Source organism: Longimicrobium sp. (assembly GCA_036389795.1).
Lineage (GTDB): Bacteria > Gemmatimonadota > Gemmatimonadetes > Longimicrobiales > Longimicrobiaceae > Longimicrobium.
Window position 1 is genome coordinate 63,464 of record DASVWD010000070.1, and the last position, 22,362, is coordinate 85,825.

Sequence of the window (22,362 nt, forward strand, 5' to 3'; positions counted from 1 at the left end):
GAGGAGACGACGGCAGGGGACAGGTTACAGGGGACAGGGGACGGCCGGCAACGGCGGAAGCGGGGTGCTGGCTGTCCCCTGTCCCCTGTTCCCTGGCGGTTCAGCCCAGCGCGCGGTTCAGCAGCTCCGCCAGGCGGTAGCCGCCGAGCGCCACGCGCGGCTCGGCGGCGGCCCAGGCGCGGTCGCGGTAGGCGAGCGAGGGGCGCTCGTTCCGCAGCGTGGTGTAGGCGACGTTCTGCGCGACGCGCACCCCTTCGCGCGACCAGCGCTCGAACTCGCCGGGGTAGAGCCGGCCGTCCATCCGCCGCGGCGGGTACGCCAGCATCACGCGCCGGGCGATGCTCCCCACGTAGTCGGCCTCGCCGCGGTCGCCGGCGGCCCAGGGGACGGAGAGGCCCACCAGGCCGTCCCAGTACGAGTGCAGGTTGCTGAACGGGTAGACTCCCTTGAGCAGGAACGAGTTCGCGCCGCGGTCGCCCTCGGGGTCCTGGGCCGTGATGCGCGCGCTGTTGTGCAGGGGCTGGTGCGCGTCGCCCACCAGGTGCAGCGCCCAGGCCAGGTCCACCGCGCGCAGCGAGTCGGGGCGCGAGGCGTCGGCCAGCCCGGTGCGGATTCGCTGCAGCTGGTCCAGCAGGAGCCCGGCGCGGGGGAGGTCGTCGCGGTCGACCTTCGAGCCGTCGGGCTTCTGCTCCCAGAAGAAGTTGACGTAGTGCCAGTCGGAGTGCGCGAAGCGGTAGCCCGGGTGCTCGCGGCCGCGGATCATGTCGGGCCAGTACGCCGCCATCACGAACAGCTCGCGCTGGCGCTCTTCGGGCGTGCCGACGGCCGGGAGCAGCTCGCGCAGCCCGGCGTTCAGGGGCCCGTTCTCCAGCAGGCGGACGGCCGCGGCGCGCGCCTCGGGCGTCATGTTCTCCCAGGCGATGCGCGCGACCACGCGGTGGCCCAGCTCGTCCCAGGCGCGGGCGGGGGCGGCGGAGCCGGCCACGGCCACGAGGGCGGCCAGGGCGGCGAGGACGGTCTTCGGCTTCGGCATTCTGCGGCTTGCGGCACAGGTGAACGTCTGCCCCACGACAGGCGGACAGCTTCGCGCCCGGACCGCCCGGCGTCAACCGTGCCCGACGCGGCGCACCGCTGGAAACGCGGGAAGGGATGGGATGACGCGCGGGGGAATGCGGGTGAACCCGCGGCTGGAACGGCGGAGAGCCTCGCAACCGCGCGAGGCTTCAACAACGGCTCGATTCGAGACCATGAAAAGCAGGCGCGGTCGGGGCGAACCTGTGCTCGCTGGGGCTCGCGAACCGAGCCCGCTCCCGACCGCGCAAAAACGCCTGCTTCAATTGCTTCCAATGTACTCCGAACGCCGGCTGCGTCAATCCGCCGGCGCTCCTCCGCTCACCGCACGGTGACGGGGGTCTCCAGCACCGTCCCGCTCGGCCAGCCGGTGCCGGGATACAGGTGCCGCACGCGCACGGTGTAGGTGCCCGGCGCCAGGCCGCGCATGCGCGCCGTGTACCCGAAGTTGCCGATGGAGGCGGCGCAGACCGGAGCGTCGGAGAGGATGCGCACCTCGAGCTCCACCGTCCGCCCGTCGTTGGAGCGGGCGTCGGCGGTGAGCTTGTGGCACGGGGAGGAGGCGCTCAGGTGAGCGTCGACCACGATCTCCCTCGCCCCACCCGCGGCGGTGACCACCGGCTGGGACCGGTACGGCCCGGCCTCCTGGCGCCAGTCGAAGCCGAGCTGGAAGGCGCCGCCGTTGTCTTCGGAGCTCAGGGTGGGGACGCTGCTGCCGCTGCTGCTGCCGCACGCGGTAGCGAGCACGAGGACGGTGGTGAGGGCGAGCTTCTTCATCGTCTTCCTCGTCGCGACGGGTTGCGGGGTCGCGGTGCATACCGCCGGCTCCGCTGCAAGAACGCGCGCGCGGGCCGGGGCGTGACGACGGGTGACAATATATGCTTCCGCGGCACGAATACGCACTTTGCGGGGGCGCGCCCTCTCCTTTCCGGCGGGCGAACGTCGCCCAAGCGGACATTGCGCGCCGGACCCGCGCATCCCCCAGCGGCGCCGGACCGCGGCGGCGGCCGGGGTGCGGCCCGGGCGCATTCCCGAAGCGGTCATTTTCCCGTGTGGACGGGCATCCACGGCCCGTTTACAATGCGCCGCGGGCGCCCATCCCCGGGCGCGCCCCGGCACCCGGGAACCGACCGCCCCCGCCCCCGATGACGAGAGAGCCCGCCGGCCCCCGCCGCGGCCCCCCCGCACTGGAGTTCTTCGACCGCACCGTCCTGCCCACCGCCGAGCCGGGCGGAGAGCCGATCCTGCGCGAGGTGGACCCCGCGTGCGCCGTGCCGCTCTTCGAGGTCTATCGCACCGTCCTCCTCTTCGCCGGCCACCCGCCGGGCGAGTCGTGGCCGCTCACCGAACAGCTCCGGGCGCGCGAAGAGGAGGTGCTGCGGAGCGCGCTGGAGCCCGCGCTGCGCGACCCGCTGGCCGTGATCCTGGGGCAGATCGCCGACCCCGCGCGCACCGACCCGGGGAAGCTCGCCTGGGCCTGCCTGCACGTGACCGACTGGGCGCTCGCCCACGACGCCCCCGACACCGCCCTCGTCTTCGCCGAGGCCGCCGCCCTCTGCGCTCCCGCCAGCGGCCGCTGGGCGCTCGTCGCCGGCCGCACGTACAAGACCCACGGCCGCATGCGCGACGCCGTGCTCTGGCTGCGCCGGGCGCGCATCGTCAGCCGCCGCCAGCACGATTGGGAATCCCTGGTGCTCAGCCTCAACAGCCTGGGGATGGTGTTCTGGCAGCAGGGTGCGATACCGAAAGCCTGGACCACGCTCCGGCAAGCGCGCCGGGTCGCCAGCCGACACAAGTTACGGACGCTCGAAGGTGAAGCACTCCACAACCTGTTCGTACTCGCGGTAACCACCGAACAGATGGAGATCGCCGAGGAGTACGCACGCGGTGCGGCCGAACGCTTTTTACCCCACCATCACAGGCTCCCCGCGCTGGCTTACGACCTCGCCTACTACTGGCTTTCACGAGGATATCCTCGGCGCGCGCTCCCCGTGTTCCAGCGTCTCGTTCCGCACTTTCCGCAGCCTGCCCAGCGCATTCAGGTGCTCTCAGCCACCGCGCGCGCAGCGGGTGCGGCGGATGATCGAGTCGCCTTCGAGGGAGCCTGGCAAGATGCCTTCACCTTGCTGGCGTCCTCTCCGGTCCGAACGACACTCGCGGCTGCACTCCTCGACCTGGGCCTTGGTGCCGCACATCTCGGTGAGTGGCAACGGGCCGAAGATGCCTTCTGCGAGGCGATTCAAGCGAGCCGTGAATACGGGCAGGCCGATATTCAAGTGCGGGCGGAGGACTATCTGTCCGCAGCCCGCAGCCGCCGGAACGCCGATAACATCATTCGACCGGCCGCATTAGCCGTGAGTCAGCAACCCGCCGAACAGCTTGCGCAGCGATTCGTCGTCGCGCTCACAGAATTAGCCCGTAAGCAGAGTTGATCTGAGATGAGGCGCATTTCCTTCCTCCAGAGTGAACCGCCGTACTCAGCCCCCGCCCATCATGTTGCCGCCGCGGTCTTCGGAAGAGGAACTCGTGCGGCCGGACCCCATCATGTTGCCACCGCGCGCCGATGACGAATCCTGCGGGACCTCGTCCGTACGCGCCGAGCCGGGGAGGTCGGTGAAGGCCGGCTCGTCCGGCACCGCAGAGGGGGAAGCGCAGGCGGCGAGGGCGGCGAGCAGGAGAAGGACGCACCGTTTCATGGGAAGGGCTCCGCGACAGAGGTTGACCGGCGGGTGAGCCCTCCATCATGTTCCTCCGGTAAAATGGACGCCCAATCATCAACACGCTGAAAATGACCGCTTCGCGACCACCGGCGCGGCCGCTGCTGGTGCTCCGCTCCGAGCGCCTGCGCCCGTACGTGGAGCGGCCGGGCCCCTTCGCCGTGGCCGAGCTGCCGGACTGGGAGCGCCTGTTCGCGGCGGTGGAGCGCGCCCCGCCCAGCGCCGTGGTGCTGGTGGACGCCTGCCCCGGCGGCGGCGAGCCCGACCCGCGCCTGTTCCGCCTGCTGGGGCGCTACCCCTCGGCCACCGTGGTCGCCGCGCTGGAAATCGTGCCCGGAGCCGTCGGCCACGCGCGCGCGCTCCTGGCCGCCGGCGCCAGCGAGCTGCTGGGGCTGGGCCGCGAGCCGCCCGAGACGGCCGCGCGGGTCCTGGCCTCCGCGCACGCCCGGCCACTCAAGCGCCGCCTGGAGGCCGCCCTCTCGCGCTTCACCTCGGCCGAGGCCCGCGTGCTCCTGCGCGCCGCCGCCGAGGTGGCAGCCGACGGAGGGAGCGTCCCCGACCTGGCCGCGCGGCTGGGAGTCTCCGAGCAGACGCTGGGGCGGTGGTGCGAGGCCGCCGCGCTCCCCGGGCCGCGGCGCCTGCAGGTGTGGATGCGCCTGCTGCTGGCGGCGCTGCTGCTGGAAGACGGCGGCCGGACGCTGCGCGCCGCGGCCGCCGCCTGCGGCTACGCCACCGACCGCTCGCTGCGCCGGGCGCTGGGCGCGCTGCTGGGCGCCGGCAGCCGCGAGCTGCGCCGCGAGGGCGCCTTCGAGCGCACCGCCGCCGGCTTCAACGCCGAGCTGCGCAGCCGCCGCGAAGACGTGCGCCGCGCCCCGCCCCGCGCCGCCCGCGCGCGGCCCGACGGCCCCGCCTGAGCCCGCCGCGACTCACCCCGATCACCATTCCAGAAGCATTCCCACGCAGAGTCGGCAACGGAATCCGAGAGAGTACCGAAAACGTTGCAAATCCTGGATGTTCCGGAAGAGCCTGCCGGATTCCAGCAGCCGGAATGCCGGACTTTGCCGCCGGAGTCATCCCACGATCCATCCCACTCGCCCCCTCCAGCCGCGCCAGGTTGCGCTCCGAGCCCACCTGCACCAGGCAGACCGCCGATGAGCGCATGGGTGCCATGCAGCCCGGCGAGCACGGCCTTCACCTCCCGGCGCGTGAACACCACCGGCAGCCTTGCCGGCCGCTTCGCCCGCAGCAGCCCGTCCAGCTCGGGAAGCGGAAGCGCGAGCACGTGCCGGTAGAGGAAGACGAGTGCGTTGAGCGCCTGGTTCTGCGTGGACGCGGCGACGTCCTGCTTCGTCGCCGGGTGGGCGAGGAACGCGGAGACGTGGGCGGCGCCGAGCTCGGCCGGGTGCCGCTTCCCGTGATGGATCACGTAGCGGCGCACCCAGTGGACGTACGCCTGCTCGGCGGACACGGTCCAGCAGCCTGGGTTCCGACATTCGTCTTGATGGGTGCGGTGTAGCGGCGTAATATCCTGCGGAGGGAGAGGTGATGGCCGTGTAAGTTAGTCCATTTATTCGGATCGCAAGAGCGCTACGCTGCGTATAGCCCGCTGCGTATCTGCGGATATGCTGCGGGGCGCGGTCTACTATGATGTTAGGCCGACCAACCATCGGTCTGGTGATCGCTAGTCGCCTGCCGCGATTGATGTCCGAACAGACTGCCGGCGACGGCGAAACCATTCTGCAATTCTACTGAAACGCGCTGCCGCCTACGAAAGACCCCGCTCCTGATTCCGGAGGTTCTAATGAGAACTTTTCTCGGTTGGCTCACCTTCCCGCTAACTGTCGCGTTCGCGGCCGGCCTCTTTGTGACGTTAGCGCGGTATGGGAACCCCATAGATAAAGTCGCTCGTGGCTCTTTCGGCTTTGGCGTCGCAACAGTAGCAGGCGGCGCGGCAACCGCAGCGCTCTGGGACGGCTCCACGGCGCATCAGAAACTGTTCGGAGGTGTTGCCACGATAGCAGGCATCGTGTATGCCCTCTTTGTGCTAATGGGGCTCGCAGGCTTGGTCCTGTCACCGGAAGATGTGGGCGGCCCAACTGGCTGGTTGATCGTCAGACTCGTCGGGCTCGGTGTCGCGTCGGCCGTTTGCGTAGGTTACGGCATCGCGGTGTTGTACAAGGCCGAGGGTAGGGCGCTCTAGGGGTCCGGCGATGTGCAATCACAGGTCTGGTTAACGAGCCGCTGCAGACCGACGGAGGGGCGCCCATCAGTGAGGGCGCCCGCGGCCTAACAATCGGCTGCAGGGGATGCGGGGCCGGGCATGTTTTCGGCGGACGACAGGCTTGCGCGCCGGCCCCGCACCCCTGACCCTTGTGGCGTTAGGCCGCTTGGCCACCCTCCTTGTGTCCACGCTCGCTTAATGAAAGATGTGCTGAGGTGGGCACCTGAGGTCCGCTCAGAAATTTCTTACATCGTTCTCCAAGGGGACAGAATGCTTTTAGCCGATCCTGTGGTCGCGCGGGCGGTTACCAATATCCGGATACGCGCCGACGATCAACCGGACCCTACCAAGCTCTCTGATGTTTTCGTGGATACTGGCGTATTACAGCAGTTGGACAATGCGAATGACCAGATAATCCACGGCAGACGCGGCACGGGGAAGACCCACGTGTTCACGTACCAAGCGTCGCGGCTGGCGCGGCACGAGGCAATCTGTCCCGTGCTGATCGATGTGCGAACGCTGGGAAGTTCACCACAGTTCACAGATCCTAAAGCTAGCATCCACGATCGTTGTCTTGCCCTGTTCCGAGACATTCTGTTTGCCGTCAGAAACGGAATCCTTCGCCATATTGGTGAACATGGAAACCTGCACTCAGATGTTGCGATCGAAGGCCTTGAAGCGTTGGATACGGCGTTTGCAGAGCCAGTAACAGAGTTTCTTCCGACCTCATACACCAATGTCAGCCGCAGTGAAGGGGGTAAGAGTAGAGAGGTATCTGCGGAGTTCGATAACCGCCCCAAAATTACCGCAAAACTTGGGAGCACAGGGTCGAATTCACGTGAGGTGACACAGGAATATCAAGCAGTGCAACACGATAAGGTCCACTTTCCAATGATTGGCCAATCGCTTAGGAGCGTGCTCGACGCCGCTGGCCTCCAGTTGGTAATCTTCCTTGACGAGTGGTCTTCACTGCCGCCCGAGTTGCAGCCCTATCTCGCCGAATTTCTGAAGCGTAGTATAATGCCGCTCCCAATCGCAGTTCTCAAAATTGCCGCTCTAGAGCACCGGTCTGTGTTCCTCAAGTTTGAAGGCAACGAACAAATAGGCTTTGAACTCGGCGCTGACATCGCTGCAGCCCGACACCTGGACGACTTCTATACGTTTGAGATGAACCCAGAAGGTCTCGTGGCCACCTTCGCGGATGTTTTGTTGCACCATCTACGGTCTGAATTACCGGACGGATACTTGGAATCGAGGCATCATATAACAACGCCTTCTGGGTTGGTGGACGCGCTCTTTGAGAGCGGGAGCGTATTTGCGGAACTTGTCCATGCGTCAGAAGGCAACCTGCGCGATTTCATTCAGGTGTTTGCAGATGCTTTCCAAAGGTCGGGGCCCAGGCGAACGCAGGGAATCGGTCTCGAGGCGACGCGAAAGGCTGCCGTTGATTACACATACCTTCACAAGCTTCCTAACGTGCCGAGTGATCTCCGGTTCGTTATGCAGCACATCGTACGGGTACTGGTTTCCGAAGCAAAAAGGCGTGACTTCTACTTAGGTGCAGAAAGCCAATCGAGACCAGTGATTCAACGGTTGTTAGATTCACGTCTTCTCCATGTTACTCGACGCGTGGTGGTATCTGCCGAACGGCCAGGGGAGGTGTTCAGTCAATACGTGTTTGATTACGGTTTTATGCTCCCATTTTTTTCCTTCACAAAGAGCCTCGGTCACGAGCGGTTGAGTGGCGCGGATCCTGACGAGCACGACGCAAAAATTCAAAGGCTTGTAGACGATGGCGAAATCGCGCAGACTGGTGTTTGACAAGCAAGGGAAGTACGCCCGGTTGGTTACGGGTGGTCCAACTCGCATGCAAGATGACGTAGACAACGGGCTGGAGGCAGATTGTCGCCACCAATGAAGAATGTCAGTCTCACCCGAAGAATGGGAGTCGAAACCTGATGCTTAAGCGCAGACGCGGCCTAATAATCGGCTGCAGGGGATGCGGGGCCGCCCATGCTCTCGGCGGACGGAAGTCTTGCGCGCCGGCCCCGCATCCCTGACCCTTGTATCGTTAGGCCGCTGTAAACCATCCCGGCGTTCGTTCCAGTCGTGTCCGCCCAACCTCTCCCTGTTACCTTCACTTCACATCCGGAGGAAATCATGCTTGAGACGACGAGTGCGAGTACGGTGCACGGTGACGACGTAACCATCTCCGTGAATTTGGCTGCTGCCGTTCGAAAGGCGGAGAACGGCTTCTTCTCCAATCTTCCAGAAGCTGAGGCCGTCGAATCGGCTGCTCGCTACCTCAGGTTTCTCACGCTCATCAAGCGCTACCCGCAAACGTCCCTAGCACCCACTCGCGACATAGACGAGATGTGGCATGCGCATATGCTCCACCCCGTCGCGTATTATCGCGACTGTATTGCTAACTTCGGTGAGATCATAGATCACGATGGAGGCTTTGGAGCCGAGGAAGACGAAGCTCCCGTGCTCGCTGCGACGTTCCAGCACACTGCTGAGTTGTGGGAGAAAGAGTTTGGTGAGCCGTATACGTCGAATGACTCACGAGGGGTGAAGTGCAAGCGTGATTGCGTGAACCGTTGCTGGCATGCCTGTAAAAAGTAGACACCCCTGAATACACGTGCAGTCGCGGCCTAACAATCGGCTGCAGGGGATGCGGGGCCGTCCATGCTTTCGGCTGGACGAAAGGCTTGCGCGCCGGCCCCGCACCCCTGACCCTTGTGTCGTTCGGCGGCTACCCTCCTTCACGCCCTCGGTCGGCTGGCAGCCGCATGCTGGGCCGAAGCCTCCTGCTCCGGCCCCGATCGTGCCGGGTTCGGTCGTCCCACGAGGCGACTCCGCACGCACAACCGCGATCGGAAAGTGCTTATGAAACGCGCAAGAGCGTTGATGACTGGATTGTTGGTGGCTGCGTCGGTCGTCGCATGCGACAAGGACCCGCCGCCTTTCTCTCCTCCGGTTACGCCTCCCGCGGAGATTCCGATCAGCGGTGCTGCTGTGCCGGGAATGGGGTCTTACGATCAGATCATCCCCGATTTGATGCGGAAGTACGCCATTCCCGGTGGCGCGGTTGCCGTGCTGCGCGATGGCAAGCTGATCTATGCGCGCGGCTTTGGTTACGCGGACGTCGAGAACAAGACGCCGGTGCAGCCCGACGCGCTGTTCCGGATCGCCAGCGTGTCCAAGCCGATCACCAGCGTCGCCATCATGAAGCTCGTCGAAGACGGCAAGCTCAAGCTCGACGATCGTGTTGCGCCGTTCATCGCGCACCTCGCCCCTGCACAGGGAGCGACCGTCGATCCGCGGTGGGAGCAGATCACCATCCGGCAGCTGCTCAACCACACCGGGGGCTGGGATCGTGACAAGCCGAATGGCGGATTCGACCCGATGTTTCGGCCGGCGATCGCCGCAGCCGCGGTCAACGCGCCCGCGCCGGCGTCCGCTGAGACCGTGATCCGCTACATGAAGGGAATGCCGTTCGACTTCAATCCCGGCGAGAAGTTCGTCTACTCGAATTTTGGCTATGCCATTCTCGGTCGCGTGATCGAGCGCTTGAGCGGCATGCCGTACGAGGACTACGTGCGCACACGCGTGCTGCAGCCCGTGGGGGCCAATCGCACGCGGCTGGGCAAGACGCGCATGCGCGACGCGCTCGCAGACGAGGTGAAGTACTATCTACCGGAGGAACCCGGGATGGGCCTGACCGCGCCGCTGGTGCCATCCGTTTTCCCGGGCGAAGGCACGGTGCCCATCAACTACGGGGGCTACTACCTCGAAGCGATGGATTCACACGGCGGCTGGGTCTCGTCGACCGTCGATCTTTTGCGATTCGTGGCCGGCGTCGACGGCCGCGCCGATCGTCCGGACATCCTCAGCGCTGCACTCGTCGCGGAGATGACCAGCAACGGCCCCGCATTATGTGCCGGCGCGTGCTACTACGCAGGTGGATGGCTGGTTCGCCCCACCCAGGGCGACGCGACCTGGTCGCACGGGGGATCGCTGCCCGGCACGACGAGCATTCTCGTGCGCTCGTATCACAACTTCTCGTGGGTCGCGCTGTTCAACGCTCGCTCCGGAACCAACTTCGACGCCGAGCTCGATGCCGCACTATGGAATGCGCTTGCGGGCGTCACCTCATTTCCGACGCACGACCTGTTTTCGACCTTCCGATGACGTGAGGCGCAGAGGCGTCCGAGAGGCGGTGAGCGGCGTTTCCGCTCTCATCCTCGTGGGATCGGTTGCCCTGATCTGGCGCCGGCGGCGCAGGCAGGCGCTCGCCCATGCGGCTCGCCAGGTTTGTGTCGGCGCCTACGCCGCCGAACCAGGCGTTGCAGCGGACGCCGGGCCTGAGTGACGGTGCAGATGCAGGCAGCGGTGCAGCCCGGCGCGGCTGAACCTGGTGTCAGGCCTCTGGTTGCTCATACCGCAGGCCTCGCGGACCTCGGACCAGGCACGGTCGCTCACGCCCTCGAAAGGCCGCAACGAATGGAACGTCAATGACGGTCAAGCGAATGGACAACGTCGGCATCGTGGTGGAAGACATCGATGCCGCCATCGAGTTCTTCACCGAGCTCGGTCTCGAGCTCGAAGGGCGCGCCCCGATCGAAGGAGACTGGGCAGAGGGCGTCACCGGGCTGCGCGACATGCGCGTCGAGATCGCCATGATGCGTACACCGGACGGGCACAGCCGGCTCGAGATATCCCGATTCCTCGCGCCGCCGGTGATCGCCGATCACCGCAAGGCGCCGGTGAACGCTCTCGGTTACCTCCGCGTCATGTTCACCGTAGTGGACCTCGAGGATACCCTCGGCCGACTCCGCAATCGCGGCGCGGAGCTCGTGGATCGAGTGGTCCAGTACAAAGACGCGTATCGGCTGTGCTACATCCGGGGGCCTGAGGGAATTCTCATCGGGCTCGCCCAGGAACTCAGGTAGGGCCTGCACAAGACTTGACACAAACCCTGTGACAACAGCGGCTCAGGTTCAACTTGGAAGTGCAATGCTGGTCCCCACCAGGCCTGACAATCGGCTGCAGGGGATGCGGGGCCTTCCATGCTTTCAGCGGACGAAAGTCTTGCGCGGCGGCCCCGCACCCCTGCCCTTGTGTCGTTAGGCAGTCACCGGCCCTCACGGGAGGGAGATGCGACCCAGTTTACATTTCGTGCTTACCCTGTGCATCCCCGCGGTCACCGGCGGCTGCACATCCCTCGCGCGCGGCGGGCCGCAGGCCAACTCGGCGCGCGGGGTGGTCCACGACACCGTGCGCATCGAGGCCGCCGGGGCATCGCTCGCCGCGACGCTGAGCCGCCCCGATGCGCCGGGGCGCGCCCCCGCCGTGGTGATGCTGCACGCGGCCGGCCTGGAGCGGCGGAGCGACTACCGCGCCTACGCAGACAGTCTAGCGGCGCACGGGATCGCTGTTCTAGCCTACGACATGCGCGGCGTCGGCGCATCTACCGGCAACCCTGTGCTACCGACCTTCGGCGATCTTGCGTCGGACGCCATCGCCGTGGCACGGTACCTCCGGTCTCGGCCAGACATCGACCCACGCGCCGTCGGCGTCTGGGCTCTGAGTCGTGGCGCGTTCACGGCACCACTCGTTGCGACACGCGACCCGGCCACTGCGTTCGTGGTCGTCGTCTCCGGTCCTGCGCTCCCGGCTGCCGAGTTGGACGCCGACGGCATAACCGACGCGCTGCGGGCGCGTGGACACCCGGACGAGGAGGTGCGCGAGGCCCTCGCCCTGTACCGCCTCGGAGTTCAGGTCGCACGGACCGGCCAGGGACGCGACAGCCTGGAGCGGGTGTTCGCCCGAGCGCAGTCGGCTCGCTGGTTCCCCGATTTCCCGATCAAGGCGCTTCCCCCCGAGGGACACTGGTCCTGGCAGCACTTTCGCGAAATCGTCACCTTCGATCCGGACACCGCCTGGGCCCGCGTCCAGGTGCCCGTCCTGGCGATCTACGGCGGCCGTGACCGCCCCATCATTTCGACCGACAGCCGGGTGCGGCTCGAGCGGGCTTTGCGCGCCGGCGGGAACGCGGCGGTGAGCGTCACGGTGCTCCCCGAAGCCGACCATCTCATGCGCGAGCCGACGGGCGGATTCGTGAAGGAGCTCTTCGAGTCGCAGGCACGGTGGATCCAACGGCGGGCGGCGGCGCGAGCCTCGGTGCGTTAGCTGCCTGACGAGTCGTTGCAGCTGACGGGGCGGCGCATGCGTCCTCAGCATCCATAGCTCCCCGCGCGCCGCCCCGCGGCTGGACTCGGCGTCAGGCCGCCACCGAAGTTCTCTGCTACCTCTGCTTCCTCTGCGTGAGATCGCTGTTCTCAAGGCAGCGGTTCGGAGTTCTGCTCCGCGTACGAGACGCGTGCGCGGCGACGTCGTTTCGGTTATATTTCGGGGACGCCGCGCCCATGTAGCAAAGCAAAGAGGGAGGCGGTGCGGTCGCAGGCCGTCCCCTGTTCCCTATCCCCTGTTCCCTGAGTTCAGGCGATGGAGCCACGGCTCAGCTTCGTCACCCTCGGCGTGAGCGACCTGGAGCGCGCCACGCGCTTCTACGAAGAGGTGCTGCGGCTGCCGCGCCTCCCCACGCCGCCCGAGGTGGCCTTCTTCGAGCTGGGGAAGACGTGGCTGGCGCTCTGGCCGCGGCACCTGCTGGCGGCCGACGCGGGGGTGCCCGACGACGGCGGCACCGGCTTCCCGCGCTTCTCGCTGGCCCACAACGTCCGCTCGGGCGACGAGGTGGCGGCGCTGCTGGCCGAGGTGGAGGCCGCGGGCGGGCGGGTGCTGAAGCCCGCGCACCGCGCCGACTGGGGCGGCGTCACCGGCTACTTCGCCGACCCCGACGGCTTCCTGTGGGAAGTCGCCTGGAACCCCGGCTTCCCCCACGTCTGAGGAAAAGAAGTCCTTAGTCCTGAGTCCTTAGTTCTGGGTCCTTAGTCCTGAGTCCTTAGTCCTTAGTTCTGAGTCCGCAGATCATCCATCTTAAGAGTGTGGGTTGAGCACTCAGGACTGGGAACTGGGCACTGGGCACTGGGCACTTGGCACTTGGCACTATTTACACGAACGGAGCACGGCGATGTGCGGACGATTCGGCAACCCGGTCTCGGTCACCGAGCTGGCGGCCACCCTCGAGGCGACGTGGAGCTGCCCCGAGCCCGAGCTGCCGCGCTTCAACATCGCGCCCACGCAGGACGCGCCCGTGCTGCTGGGGCACGACGGGCGGCGGGTGCTCGACGTCTTCCGCTGGGGGCTGATCCCGGCGTGGGCGAAGGACGCGAGGATCGGCAACAAGATGATCAACGCGCGCGCCGAGACGGTGCTGGAGAAGCCGGCGTTCCGCGCCGCCTTCCAGCGGCGGCGCTGCCTGGTGCCGGCCGGCGGGTTCTACGAGTGGATGAAGGGCCCCGGCGGCAAGGTGCCGCACTGGATCCACCCGGCCGACGGGAGCACGCTCACCTTCGCCGGGCTGTGGGAGAGCTGGCGCGGCGGGCCCGACGGGCGGCCGGTGCACAGCTTCGTGATCCTCACCACCACCCCCAGCCGCGACGTGGCCGCCCTGCACGACCGCATGCCCGTGATCGTGGCGCCGGACGACCGCGACGGGTGGCTGGACCCCGCGGCGAAGGCGGACGACCTGGCGCCGCTGCTGCGCCCCGCGCCCGATGGCACCCTGCGCGCGCACCCCGTCTCCACCGCCGTCAACCGCCCCGGCTACGACGGCCCCGACCTGATCGTGGCGCTGGCGGAGTAGGCGCGCGATATTTGGCAGCCGCCGTCCACGGCAGTCCTTCCCGCCCGGCCACGAAAGTTCCGCCCTTCGATTCCAGGTGATGCGATGTTCGGGTTGTCGGAGCCACAGACGAAATTCATGCTCGGCAGCCGCTGCCCGTTCTGCCGCGACTTCATCCTCAAGCCCCGCTACCGGGAGCCGGACGGAACCGCGCCCCCCGTGCTGAAGCCGCTGCCGTTCTGGGACCGCGCAGCCGTCGCCGAATGCCCGAAGTGCAATCACACGTGGCCGGTGTTCGCCGACGGCGACCCGGCCGGAGAGCCGCAGGCCACCTCGCTGGTGAGCTTCGTGGAAACGGACCGGGTCGAGGAGCCCCTGGGGCAGGAGCAGCGGATCATCGACAACTCGAAGAGCTCGATCACGCTGACCCGCCGCTTCTCCCTGAGCAAGGAGTGGTCGCAGAGCTACGTGCTCGAGTACGAGAAGGCGCAGCAGAACGGAACCCAGCTCACCATCGGCGCGGGCGATGCGCTGGGCTTCCAGGCGACCGCCGAGTCGAATCTCAAGCAGCGGTATTCGATCACGGAGGAAGCCAGGCAGGTCTACGCCGAGGAGATCACCCTTGAGGTCCCGGCGAGGACGCGGCTCCGGGTGGTGTTCGACTGGAAGCGGATCTGGCAGAGAGGCGTGGTGGTGGTCCAGCACGGGCCCGGGCAGCTGCTGCAGGTTCCTTTCCGAGTGGTGGTCGGGGTCACGTTCGACCAGGCGCAGGTCGACGAGAACTGAGCGCCGTCGTCCTCCTCACCGGGGAGACTCCGCTTCGCCCGCCTCCGCGTCCGCATCTGCCTCGGACACGGCGACGCCCGCGCGCATGGGGTCGAGCACGTGGCTGATCTGGTCGGCCTCCTCGGCCCGGCGCTCCGCCTCGGCGTCGAGAACGCTCCACTCGCGGATCAGCCACTCGCCCTCGGGCTCGCCGGACCCCTGCGCCTCGCGCCGGCTGCTCTCGCACACCGCCTCGGCCACGGCGTGCGTGCGGCAGACGGCGGAGAGCGTGGGGCACTTCTCGTTCGGCAGCTTCTGGAACACGCACCAGACCGTCTCGCCCATGTCACCCCTCGCGTGAAGCGTCCCGGCCATCCAGACCGGGGGGCGCTCCCTCGCAATCTTCCGGCCTCCCATCGATGCACGCCGCCTACATCGCGAATCCGCTGGCTCGTTCGTAGGGGCGAGGCATGCCTCGACCGGCGATGCCAGGCCGTGCGCGGCAGGCGGCCTCTCGCGCCGACGCCGCCCGTGCTCGGACTCGCATGCTCGCCCCTACGACAGATCCCCGCACCGCATCCCCATCACCCCACCACCTCGGCGATCCCGACCACCCGCTTGAGCACGGCGTGGCGGAGCTTCTCGCCCGGGGCGCGGCAGAGCGCGGTGACCTCCACCTCCAGCACCGGCTCCACCCAGCACACCTCCTCGCGCAGCCGGAGCGGCGGGTGCAGCGGGCAGCGGTCGCGGCGCAGCCCGGCCAGCGCGGCGCGCAGCTCGCGGCGCGCCTCGATCGGGCCCCAGCCCAGCACCCGCCCGGCGAAGGCGAGCCGCCCGCCCTCGCCGACCTCGCCGGCGAAGACCGTCTCCAGGCTGGGCGTGCAGCCGGCCACCCGCACGCGGAAGGTGCGGAAGCACTTCACCTTGAGCCAGTCGCGCGAGCGCACCCCGGGGCGGTACGGGCTCCCCACGCGCTTGCTCACGATCCCCTCCACCCCGGCGCGGAAGGCGTGGGCGAAGAACACCGGCCCGCGCCCGCGCAGGTGGTCGCAGTAGCGCACCACGCCGCCCGCCGAGCGGCCGCGCACGCGCTCCTCCAGCCGCGCCTTGCGCTCCAGCACGCAGAGGGCGGACAGGTCGCGCCCGTCCAGCCAGGGCGCGTCCCACACCTGGAAGGCCAGCAGCGGCGCCCCCCGGCCGCCGCGCATCGCCGCGTGCAGCCCGTCGAAGTCGGGGAGCCCGTCGGGCCTGAGCGCAACCAGCTCGCCGTCCAGCCACGCCCCGTCGATCCCCAGCGCCTCCACCGCCGCCGTCACGCTCCCCGCGCGCGCCGTCCAGTCCTGCCCGCCGCGCGTGAGCAGCCGCGCCCGCCCTCCCTCCACGCGGCAGAGGAGGCGCACGCCGTCGTACTTCACCTCGTGGATCCACCGGTCCCCGACCGGGGCCGCGCGCGCGGAGGTCAGGAGCTGCGGCTGCAGGGAAGGCGGAAGCATGCACCGGGTAGCTGGCCAGAGGCTGCCGGGGACCATCTCGCCCGAATATATCCCGAACAAACCATCTCCGCCACAGTCGGTGACCCCAAAGGTGTGCTCTCCGTAAACGTGTCTCCCGTGTACGCCCGGCGCGCGTGGGGAGCCGGCCACCGCCGTCCGCGGCGGAGGAGCGCAACTCGTTCCGGAGCACCGGATTACGGTCCGGCAGCTGGCCCGGTACTTGCCTTTGGCGCGGGTCCGAACGGGAGGATAACTCGATGGGGATACGCACTTTCCGAGATGCCGAGGGGCGGAGCTGGCGGGTCTGGCACGTGGTGCCGCAGAGCGAGGTGCTGCGGGCGAGCTCGCCGGAGCTGGCGCGGGGGTGGCTGTGCTTCGAGAACGACGGCGACAAGCGGCGCCTGGTGAACCCGCCCGAGCGCTGGCTGGAGTCCAGCGACGAGGAGCTGCTGGCCCTCCTGCAGGGGGCCGCCCCGGTGCAGAAGCCCAACGGGAACTGACATCGGCTCGGGGGGTGAGCGGACGGGCGGCGGGGCACGTGCCCCGCCGCCCGTTTTGCGTCCGCCCCGGGGGTAGTTAGGTTCTCTCCCGCCCCGGTTTACCGTCACCCCGATTCCCGCCCGCGATGGAGACCCTCGCCCCCCGCGCCGCCTACGACGAAATCGAGCCCGGCCAATGGGTGCGCCTGGCGGTGCTGATAGGCGTATTTTGCGGGGGATTGATGGCGCTGCTCACGCTGCTGGAGCAGCCGGTCCCTCGCTCGGTGCCGGCGATGGTCGCCACGGTGGTGACGTGGCTCGTCGGTGGATTGTTCTTCGGCGCGGCGTGGATCTGGCTCATGCGCCGCCTCCTCCGCAATCTCGTGGACCGCGTCTACGCCGGCGACCCGAAGGTGGCGCCGCCGCCGCCGCCCGGGCGCGAGTACCTCTACCGCCTCCCGTGCGCGATGCTCGCGGGGCGGATCGCCGTCGGCGGCGTGCTGTACCTGGGGCCGCAGGGCGCCGTCTTCCAGCCGCACCGCCGCAACGTTCGCCGCCACCGCGCCCCGGTGATCCTGGAGCCCGTGGAGGCGCTGCGGGCGCGCCGGGTGGAGCTCGCGCCGCCGCGCACCGCCGGCCCGCTGTTGAAGGCCACGCCGCGCGCGCTGGAGCTGAGCGCCGGCGCCGCGACGGCGCGGTTCATGGTCCCCATGCCGGAGACCACCCTGGCGGTGCTGGAGTCCCGCATCGCCGCGCTCGCCGCGAGCTGATCACGAGCATCGCCGCCACTAAGGACTTAGGACTCAGGACTCAGGACTCAGCACTTCGCACCTCGCACTTCGCACTTCCATGGCCGACCTCGAGGAAGCCATCCGCATCGCCGTCGAGGCGCACCGGGGGCAGAAGGACCGCGCCGGGGCGCCGTACATCCTGCACCCGTTGAGGATGATGTTCCGCATGCAGACCGACGCCGAGCGCATGGCCGCCGTGCTGCACGACGTGGTGGAGGACACCGGCTGGACGCTGGACGACCTGCGGGAGCGCGGCTTCGCGGACGAGGTGGTGGAGGCGGTGGACCACCTGACGCGCCGCGAGGGGGAGAGCTACGACGAATTCGTGGAGCGCGCCGCCCGCCACCCGGTGGCCCGCCGGGTGAAGATCGCCGACCTGGAAGACAACATGGACGTGCGCCGCACCGGCGAGGTGACGCAGAAGGACACCGAGCGCCTCACCCGCTACCACCGCGCCTGGCGCCGCCTCACCTCCGACGCGGCCGGGTGACGGCGCTCATACCCATTTTGCAGAGGATCGTTCGGGATCGAGATCCATAACTGAATGTCTCATACACGTTTCCGAGCATTGTTCTGGTTCGCGAGAAACAGATTGGCATCACACAGAGGACACGGAGGACACGGAGAGAACTTCAATCTCTTCCGCTGTTCCTCTGTGTTCTCTGTGCCCTCTGTGTGAGACCTCTTCAGGGCTGATACCCGAACGATTCCCTGCGAAATGGTATCACACGGAGTCAACGGAGGAAACGGAGAACATCTCGTATCTCCATTGACCCCGTTCCCTTCGTGTGAGACAGCGGAATCGACTTTTCTCACGCAGAGCCAGCAGAGTGAGCAGAGAACTCACCGCCGGGCGTGGTTTCTCTGCTGACTCTGCTGACCCTGCGTGAGGCCTGATGTTTCAGAGAATGTTGGAAATAGAGAGAGGGCTGTCTTCCGTGCTCGAAAGGCAGCCCTCCGTCTTTTCGGGAGTCGCGCGGGGGACTACGCGGTCACGGCCTCGCCGGCGACGGCGCGGTTCAGGCGCTCGCGCAGGTCGTCGGGCTCGATCCCCAGCACCCTGGCGGCGCGCTGGTGGTCGCCGTCCACGAAGGAGAAGGTCTTCAGCACCAGCGTCCGCTCCGCCTGCTCGATGGTGGTGTTGCCCACCGGGAAGCGCACCTCGCGGTCGTCGCTCTGGATCAGCTCGTGGGCGCGCAGATCCGCCAGCGTCACCTGGTCGCCGCGGGCCAGGATCACCGCCCGCTCGATGGCGTTCTTCAGCTCGCGGACGTTGCCCGGCCAGCGGTAGGTGTTGATGAACTCCTGCGCCTCGGGAGAGAAGCCCTTCAGCGTCTTCTGGTTCTCCTCGGCGAAGCGCCGGAGGAAGTGCTCGGCCAGGATGCGCAGGTCGCCGCGCCGCTCGCGCAAGGGCGGCAGCTGCAGCGGGATCACCGCCAGGCGGTGGTAGAGGTCCTCGCGCAGGTGGCCGTCCTCCAGCGCCTTCTGGATCACCTTGTTGGTGGCGGAGACCACCCGGATGTCCACGTGGATCTCCTTCTTCCCGCCCAGGCGCCGGAACGAGCGCTGCTCCAGCGCCCTGAGCAGCTTCACCTGGATGTCGGGCTCCATCTCGGCCACCTCGTCCAGGAAGAGCGTGCCGCCGTCGGCCAGCTCGAAGCACCCCGCCTTCTCGTTGATGGCCCCGGTGAAGGCGCCCTTCTCGTGGCCGAACAGCTCGTTCTCCAGGATCTCGCGGGGGAAGGCGGCGCAGTTGATGGCCACGAACGGCCCCCTGGCGCGCCCGCTCTTCTCGTGGATCGCCCGCGCCACCAGCTCCTTCCCGGTGCCGCTCTCGCCCACGATGAAGATGCTGGCGCTGCTGGGGGCCGCCGCCTCGATCATGGAGTAGATCTCGCGCATCTCCTCCGACTGGCCGATCAGGTCGCCGAAGCGCGTGAGGTTCTTGAGCTTCTCCTCGAGCTGCTTGTTGGCCTGCTTGACCCGGTACGCCTCCAGCGCCTTCGGCAAGAGCGCCTTGAGCCGCTCCATCTTGAGCGGCTTCTCCAGGTAGTCGTACGCCCCCTGCCGCATCGCCTGCACGGCGGTGTCGACCGAGGCCGAGCCGGTGATGATGATGAGCTCCGAGGGGACCCCCGAGTCGCGCATCTTCTTGAACAGCTCCAGGCCGTCGATCTCGGGCATGCGCAGGTCGGCCAGGACCACGCCGTAGACGCCCTCCTTCACCATCTCCCAGGCCTTCTTGCCGTCGGTGGCCGTGTCGACCTCGTAGCCGTCGTCGGCCAGGAGCATCTGCAGCCCCTCGACGATGTGGCGCTCGTCGTCCGCCACCAGGATCTTCTCTGCCATGGAGCCCGGTTTGCCGGTGATCGTGGAAAGACGCAGGAAGCGGTAGTATACCCGCCAGCGGCGCAAAGGGTCAACCCGTTGCGCCGCTTCCACCTGCAGGTATGCTCGCCGGCTGGGGCGGGGACGCCGTTTCAGCCGCGCGCCACGGGAATGGAGAGCACCAGGGCGGGGCCGCCCCCGGCATCGTCGGCGGCGCGCTCCTCCACGCGCCCGCCGACGGCCCCGGCCAGCTCGCGCGCCACCGCCACGCGCACGCCGCCCGCCTCGGCCGGGGTGAGCCCCTGGCCGCCCACGGCGATGCGCGACCACCCGTCGCGCTCGTCGATGCCGATCTGGAGCGTGGCGCCCGGGCGCAGGCGGTCGATGCTCTCCAGCACCAGGTTCAGGATGGCCTGGCGGGTGGGCTCGCGCGCCACGAACACGCGGGCGATGCGGGCGTCGGGGCGGTAGTCCACCTCCAGCTCGCGCTGGCGCGCCTCGAGCTGGATGAGCTCCATCAGCTCCTCGGTGAGCTCGTTGAGCGTGGTGGTCTCGGCGCCGCGCCCCGGGCGTGAGAGGCGCAGCAGCAGCTCGATGCGCCGGTTGACGCGCTCCAGCTCGCCCGTGAGCACGCCCAGGTAGCGCTGCACCTCTTCCTGCCCGGCCGGGTCCACGCGCCCCACCCGCCGCTTGAGCACCTCCAGGTTGATGACCATGGAGTGCAGCGGGTTCTTGATCTCGTGCGCCAGGTCGTCGGCGAGCCGCTCCAGCAGGTCCAGCTTGTTGGCGCGCAGCGACAGGGCGCCCGTCCCGTGGGGGGCGGGGTCCCGCGCCGCGTCCGCCTCGGCGGTGCCGGCGGGAGAGGTCTCGAGGCTGGGGCTCTCGGTGATCACGTCGGCTCGGGGGTACACCCTTCCCGTGCCGCCGCCCCTGGGGGCGCGGCCGGAAGGGTCGCATCTGGTTACGGAGACCGAATCCGCGGCGCCGGTCCGGGATGGGGGACCGGGCGCTGTTCGGGGCACCAGCACATTCCGTTCCCATAGCGCCACGGACCGGCCGCCGGTCCTCTTCGGCTGTGGCCCGAACGACAGAATCACACGGAGTCGACGGAGTCTGCCGATTCCGTGGCTCGGTTCAAAGCAGATTCTCACGCAGAGACGCAGAGACGCAGAGAAGTTCTCCGCGTCTCTGCGTCTCTGCGTGAGATCATTCAGGACCCGTCCCCCGAGCCAATCCTCGGCACCCGGGATCGAGCTGTCCGATCTGTTCAGTCCGACAGGTCCCAGTCGTCCTGGGCGGCCTGGAAGCGCATGGCGGAGGGGCCGGCGCGGCGCACCTCCGGGAGGGAGACGTGCCGCCGCACGGTCTCGGCGGTGCCCGCCACGCGCAGCTGGGTGAAGAGGAAGGAGAAGGTCTCCTTCAGCACGGCGCGCACCGTCTCGCGGTCGCCCCCGGGGAGCTCCCACAGCTCGCGCTTGAACGCGCCCAGCGCCTTCTTGCGCGCCTTGTAGATGAACTGCTCGTCGGTGTCGCCGGCCTTGCGCTCGTCGGGGAAGTTCTGGCGGCAGTGCTCGTACATCCGCTCGCGCAGCCCGGACGGGAGGTGGTCGTAGAGCAGGTTCTGGAAGTTGGTGGCCAGGTGGATCTCGGCCGTCTCCACCTCGGGGAACTTGCCGAAGGCGCTCTGCGGCAGCGTGGAGGCGCCGTGCTGCACCGCGCCCGAGAGCCCGTACTCCTTCCGCGCGATCTCGGAGAGGGTGCGCAGCGTCTCGAAGTCGATGGCCACCTCGGCGATGGAGCCGTCGGCCAGCACCACGCCGCCGTGGGTGGTGCCCGACTGCACGCTGATCTTCGACAGCCCGGCCTGCGGCCCCTCGCGCTCGCCCAGGCGCGCCAGCTCGCGGTTGTAGCCGTCCATGTAGGCGCGCAGCTCCTCGGGCGTCGAGTTCTCGGTCCCCACCTCGCCGATCTCGCCGCCGATGGAGACGGTGACGCCCTCGGGCTGGTAGTGCCGCACGTAGCAGGTCAGCTCGGCCGAGAGCCGGTAGTTCGTATGCTGCTGCCGGTCGAGCCCGTCCTGCGCGAGGTCGACGAGCGTGGAGGTGTCGATGTCGATGTTGTAGAAGCCGGCGTGCAGCGCCTCGCGGATCAGGTCCTTGACCGCCTGCACCTCGGCGTGGGGGTCGGCCCTGTACTTCTTGGCGTTCACCTGGAAGTGGTCGCCCTGCACGAAGAGCGGCCCCCTCCACCCCTCGCGGACGGCGGCCGCCGTCATCGCCGCCACGTACTCGGCCGGGCGCTGGTCGGTGTAGCCGATCTCGCTGCGGGCGATCTCCAGGATCAGCGCCCCCACGTCCAGCTCGCGCGCGGCGGAGAAGAGGGCGCGCGCGGTGTCGAAGGCCGAGGCGCGCACGTTGATGGCCGGGACGGTGAAGCCCGACACCTCGCCGCGGCCGCGGGCCAGGTACAGCTCGTGGATCGACGCGGGCGCCACCCCCACCGCGCGCCCCGCCTCGCCGATCAGCCAGCGGGCGGTGTCGCGCACGTCGGCGTCGCTTGCGAAGACGGCGGCGTGCGCCAGGCGCTCGATCCCGCGGGAGCGGAGCGCCTCCTCGTCCACGAGGTGGAACGCGCCGTCGTCCGCGACGCGGACGGAGTCGCGGACCTCTTCCAGCAGGGCCTGCACGGGAGCGCCGGCGAGCAGCGCGCGGTCGTCGACGGCGGGCGCGACGGTAGCCACGATCGAA

The 22,362-nt window shown here is 68.2% G+C and carries 21 protein-coding genes; 14 read left to right on the forward strand and 7 right to left on the reverse strand.

What is annotated here, in order from left to right:
* Positions 1 to 100: 100 nt before the first annotated feature.
* Together VF746_08790 and VF746_08795 are read right to left on the reverse strand one after the other, a co-directional pair.
* Entirely contained in the window at positions 101 to 1,033 is a 933-nt protein-coding gene (locus tag VF746_08790) for a S1/P1 nuclease (GenBank protein ID HEX8692501.1), read from the reverse strand.
* 359 nt (positions 1,034 to 1,392) lie between these two features.
* A complete protein-coding gene (locus VF746_08795) occupies positions 1,393 to 1,848 on the reverse strand; it encodes a hypothetical protein (protein HEX8692502.1) in 456 nt (151 codons plus the stop codon).
* A gap of 368 nt (positions 1,849 to 2,216) precedes the next feature.
* On the opposite strand from VF746_08795, the gene VF746_08800 reads away from it, so the two are divergent.
* The 11 genes from VF746_08800 (at position 2,217) to VF746_08850 (ending at position 14,545) form a co-directional block, all read left to right on the forward strand.
* Entirely contained in the window at positions 2,217 to 3,503 is a 1,287-nt protein-coding gene (locus VF746_08800) for a hypothetical protein (protein HEX8692503.1), read from the forward strand.
* A 356-nt stretch (positions 3,504 to 3,859) separates the two neighbouring features.
* Positions 3,860 to 4,702, forward strand: coding sequence for a helix-turn-helix domain-containing protein (locus tag VF746_08805; GenBank protein HEX8692504.1), 843 nt, complete (start codon positions 3,860 to 3,862; stop codon positions 4,700 to 4,702).
* Between the two features lie 887 nt (positions 4,703 to 5,589).
* A complete protein-coding gene (locus tag VF746_08810) occupies positions 5,590 to 5,988 on the forward strand; it encodes a hypothetical protein (GenBank protein HEX8692505.1) in 399 nt (132 codons plus the stop codon).
* A gap of 219 nt (positions 5,989 to 6,207) precedes the next feature.
* Positions 6,208 to 7,830: a hypothetical protein gene (locus tag VF746_08815; protein HEX8692506.1), complete on the forward strand. Its 1,623-nt coding sequence runs from the start codon at positions 6,208 to 6,210 to the stop codon at positions 7,828 to 7,830.
* Positions 7,831 to 8,169: 339 nt separating this feature from the next.
* Positions 8,170 to 8,634: a glycine-rich domain-containing protein-like gene (locus tag VF746_08820; protein HEX8692507.1), complete on the forward strand. Its 465-nt coding sequence runs from the start codon at positions 8,170 to 8,172 to the stop codon at positions 8,632 to 8,634.
* Between the two features lie 264 nt (positions 8,635 to 8,898).
* On the forward strand, positions 8,899 to 10,203 hold the full coding sequence (locus VF746_08825; protein ID HEX8692508.1) for a serine hydrolase domain-containing protein: 1,305 nt from the start codon (positions 8,899 to 8,901) through the stop codon (positions 10,201 to 10,203).
* Between the two features lie 323 nt (positions 10,204 to 10,526).
* On the forward strand, positions 10,527 to 10,964 hold the full coding sequence (locus VF746_08830; protein ID HEX8692509.1) for a VOC family protein: 438 nt from the start codon (positions 10,527 to 10,529) through the stop codon (positions 10,962 to 10,964).
* Positions 10,965 to 11,169: 205 nt separating this feature from the next.
* On the forward strand, positions 11,170 to 12,204 hold the full coding sequence (locus VF746_08835; GenBank protein HEX8692510.1) for an alpha/beta fold hydrolase: 1,035 nt from the start codon (positions 11,170 to 11,172) through the stop codon (positions 12,202 to 12,204).
* Positions 12,205 to 12,519: 315 nt separating this feature from the next.
* Positions 12,520 to 12,921 (forward strand): VOC family protein, encoded by a 402-nt coding sequence (locus VF746_08840; protein HEX8692511.1) that lies wholly within the window; start codon positions 12,520 to 12,522, stop codon positions 12,919 to 12,921.
* Positions 12,922 to 13,105: 184 nt separating this feature from the next.
* On the forward strand, positions 13,106 to 13,780 hold the full coding sequence (locus VF746_08845; protein HEX8692512.1) for an SOS response-associated peptidase: 675 nt from the start codon (positions 13,106 to 13,108) through the stop codon (positions 13,778 to 13,780).
* 117 nt (positions 13,781 to 13,897) lie between these two features.
* On the forward strand, positions 13,898 to 14,545 hold the full coding sequence (locus tag VF746_08850) for a hypothetical protein (GenBank protein ID HEX8692513.1): 648 nt from the start codon (positions 13,898 to 13,900) through the stop codon (positions 14,543 to 14,545).
* Between the two features lie 15 nt (positions 14,546 to 14,560).
* Here VF746_08850 and VF746_08855 read toward each other — a convergent pair whose 3' ends face one another.
* Both VF746_08855 and VF746_08860 read right to left on the reverse strand, forming a co-directional pair.
* A complete protein-coding gene (locus VF746_08855) occupies positions 14,561 to 14,869 on the reverse strand; it encodes a hypothetical protein (protein HEX8692514.1) in 309 nt (102 codons plus the stop codon).
* Between the two features lie 239 nt (positions 14,870 to 15,108).
* On the reverse strand, positions 15,109 to 16,017 hold the full coding sequence (locus tag VF746_08860) for a hypothetical protein (GenBank protein HEX8692515.1): 909 nt from the start codon (positions 16,015 to 16,017) through the stop codon (positions 15,109 to 15,111).
* A 257-nt stretch (positions 16,018 to 16,274) separates the two neighbouring features.
* Between VF746_08860 and VF746_08865 the strand changes: the two genes are divergently transcribed.
* The 3 genes from VF746_08865 to VF746_08875 all read left to right on the forward strand — a co-directional run bounded on the left by VF746_08865 (position 16,275) and on the right by VF746_08875 (position 17,777).
* On the forward strand, positions 16,275 to 16,517 hold the full coding sequence (locus tag VF746_08865) for a hypothetical protein (GenBank protein ID HEX8692516.1): 243 nt from the start codon (positions 16,275 to 16,277) through the stop codon (positions 16,515 to 16,517).
* Between the two features lie 125 nt (positions 16,518 to 16,642).
* Entirely contained in the window at positions 16,643 to 17,266 is a 624-nt protein-coding gene (locus VF746_08870) for a hypothetical protein (protein ID HEX8692517.1), read from the forward strand.
* A 79-nt stretch (positions 17,267 to 17,345) separates the two neighbouring features.
* Positions 17,346 to 17,777 (forward strand): HD domain-containing protein, encoded by a 432-nt coding sequence (locus tag VF746_08875; GenBank protein HEX8692518.1) that lies wholly within the window; start codon positions 17,346 to 17,348, stop codon positions 17,775 to 17,777.
* Positions 17,778 to 18,271: 494 nt separating this feature from the next.
* Here the strand turns inward: VF746_08875 and VF746_08880 are convergent, their stop codons facing one another.
* The 3 genes from VF746_08880 to VF746_08890 all read right to left on the reverse strand — a co-directional run bounded on the left by VF746_08880 (position 18,272) and on the right by VF746_08890 (position 22,355).
* Positions 18,272 to 19,636 (reverse strand): sigma-54 dependent transcriptional regulator, encoded by a 1,365-nt coding sequence (locus VF746_08880; GenBank protein ID HEX8692519.1) that lies wholly within the window; start codon positions 19,634 to 19,636, stop codon positions 18,272 to 18,274.
* Between the two features lie 131 nt (positions 19,637 to 19,767).
* Complete coding sequence (locus tag VF746_08885; protein ID HEX8692520.1) at positions 19,768 to 20,526, reverse strand: histidine kinase dimerization/phospho-acceptor domain-containing protein; 759 nt, start codon at positions 20,524 to 20,526, stop codon at positions 19,768 to 19,770.
* A 356-nt stretch (positions 20,527 to 20,882) separates the two neighbouring features.
* The gene (locus tag VF746_08890; GenBank protein HEX8692521.1) at positions 20,883 to 22,355 is read right to left on the reverse strand and encodes a class II fructose-bisphosphate aldolase; all 1,473 of its coding nucleotides are present in this window, start codon (positions 22,353 to 22,355) and stop codon (positions 20,883 to 20,885) included.
* Between the last annotated feature and the right edge of the window lie 7 nt (positions 22,356 to 22,362).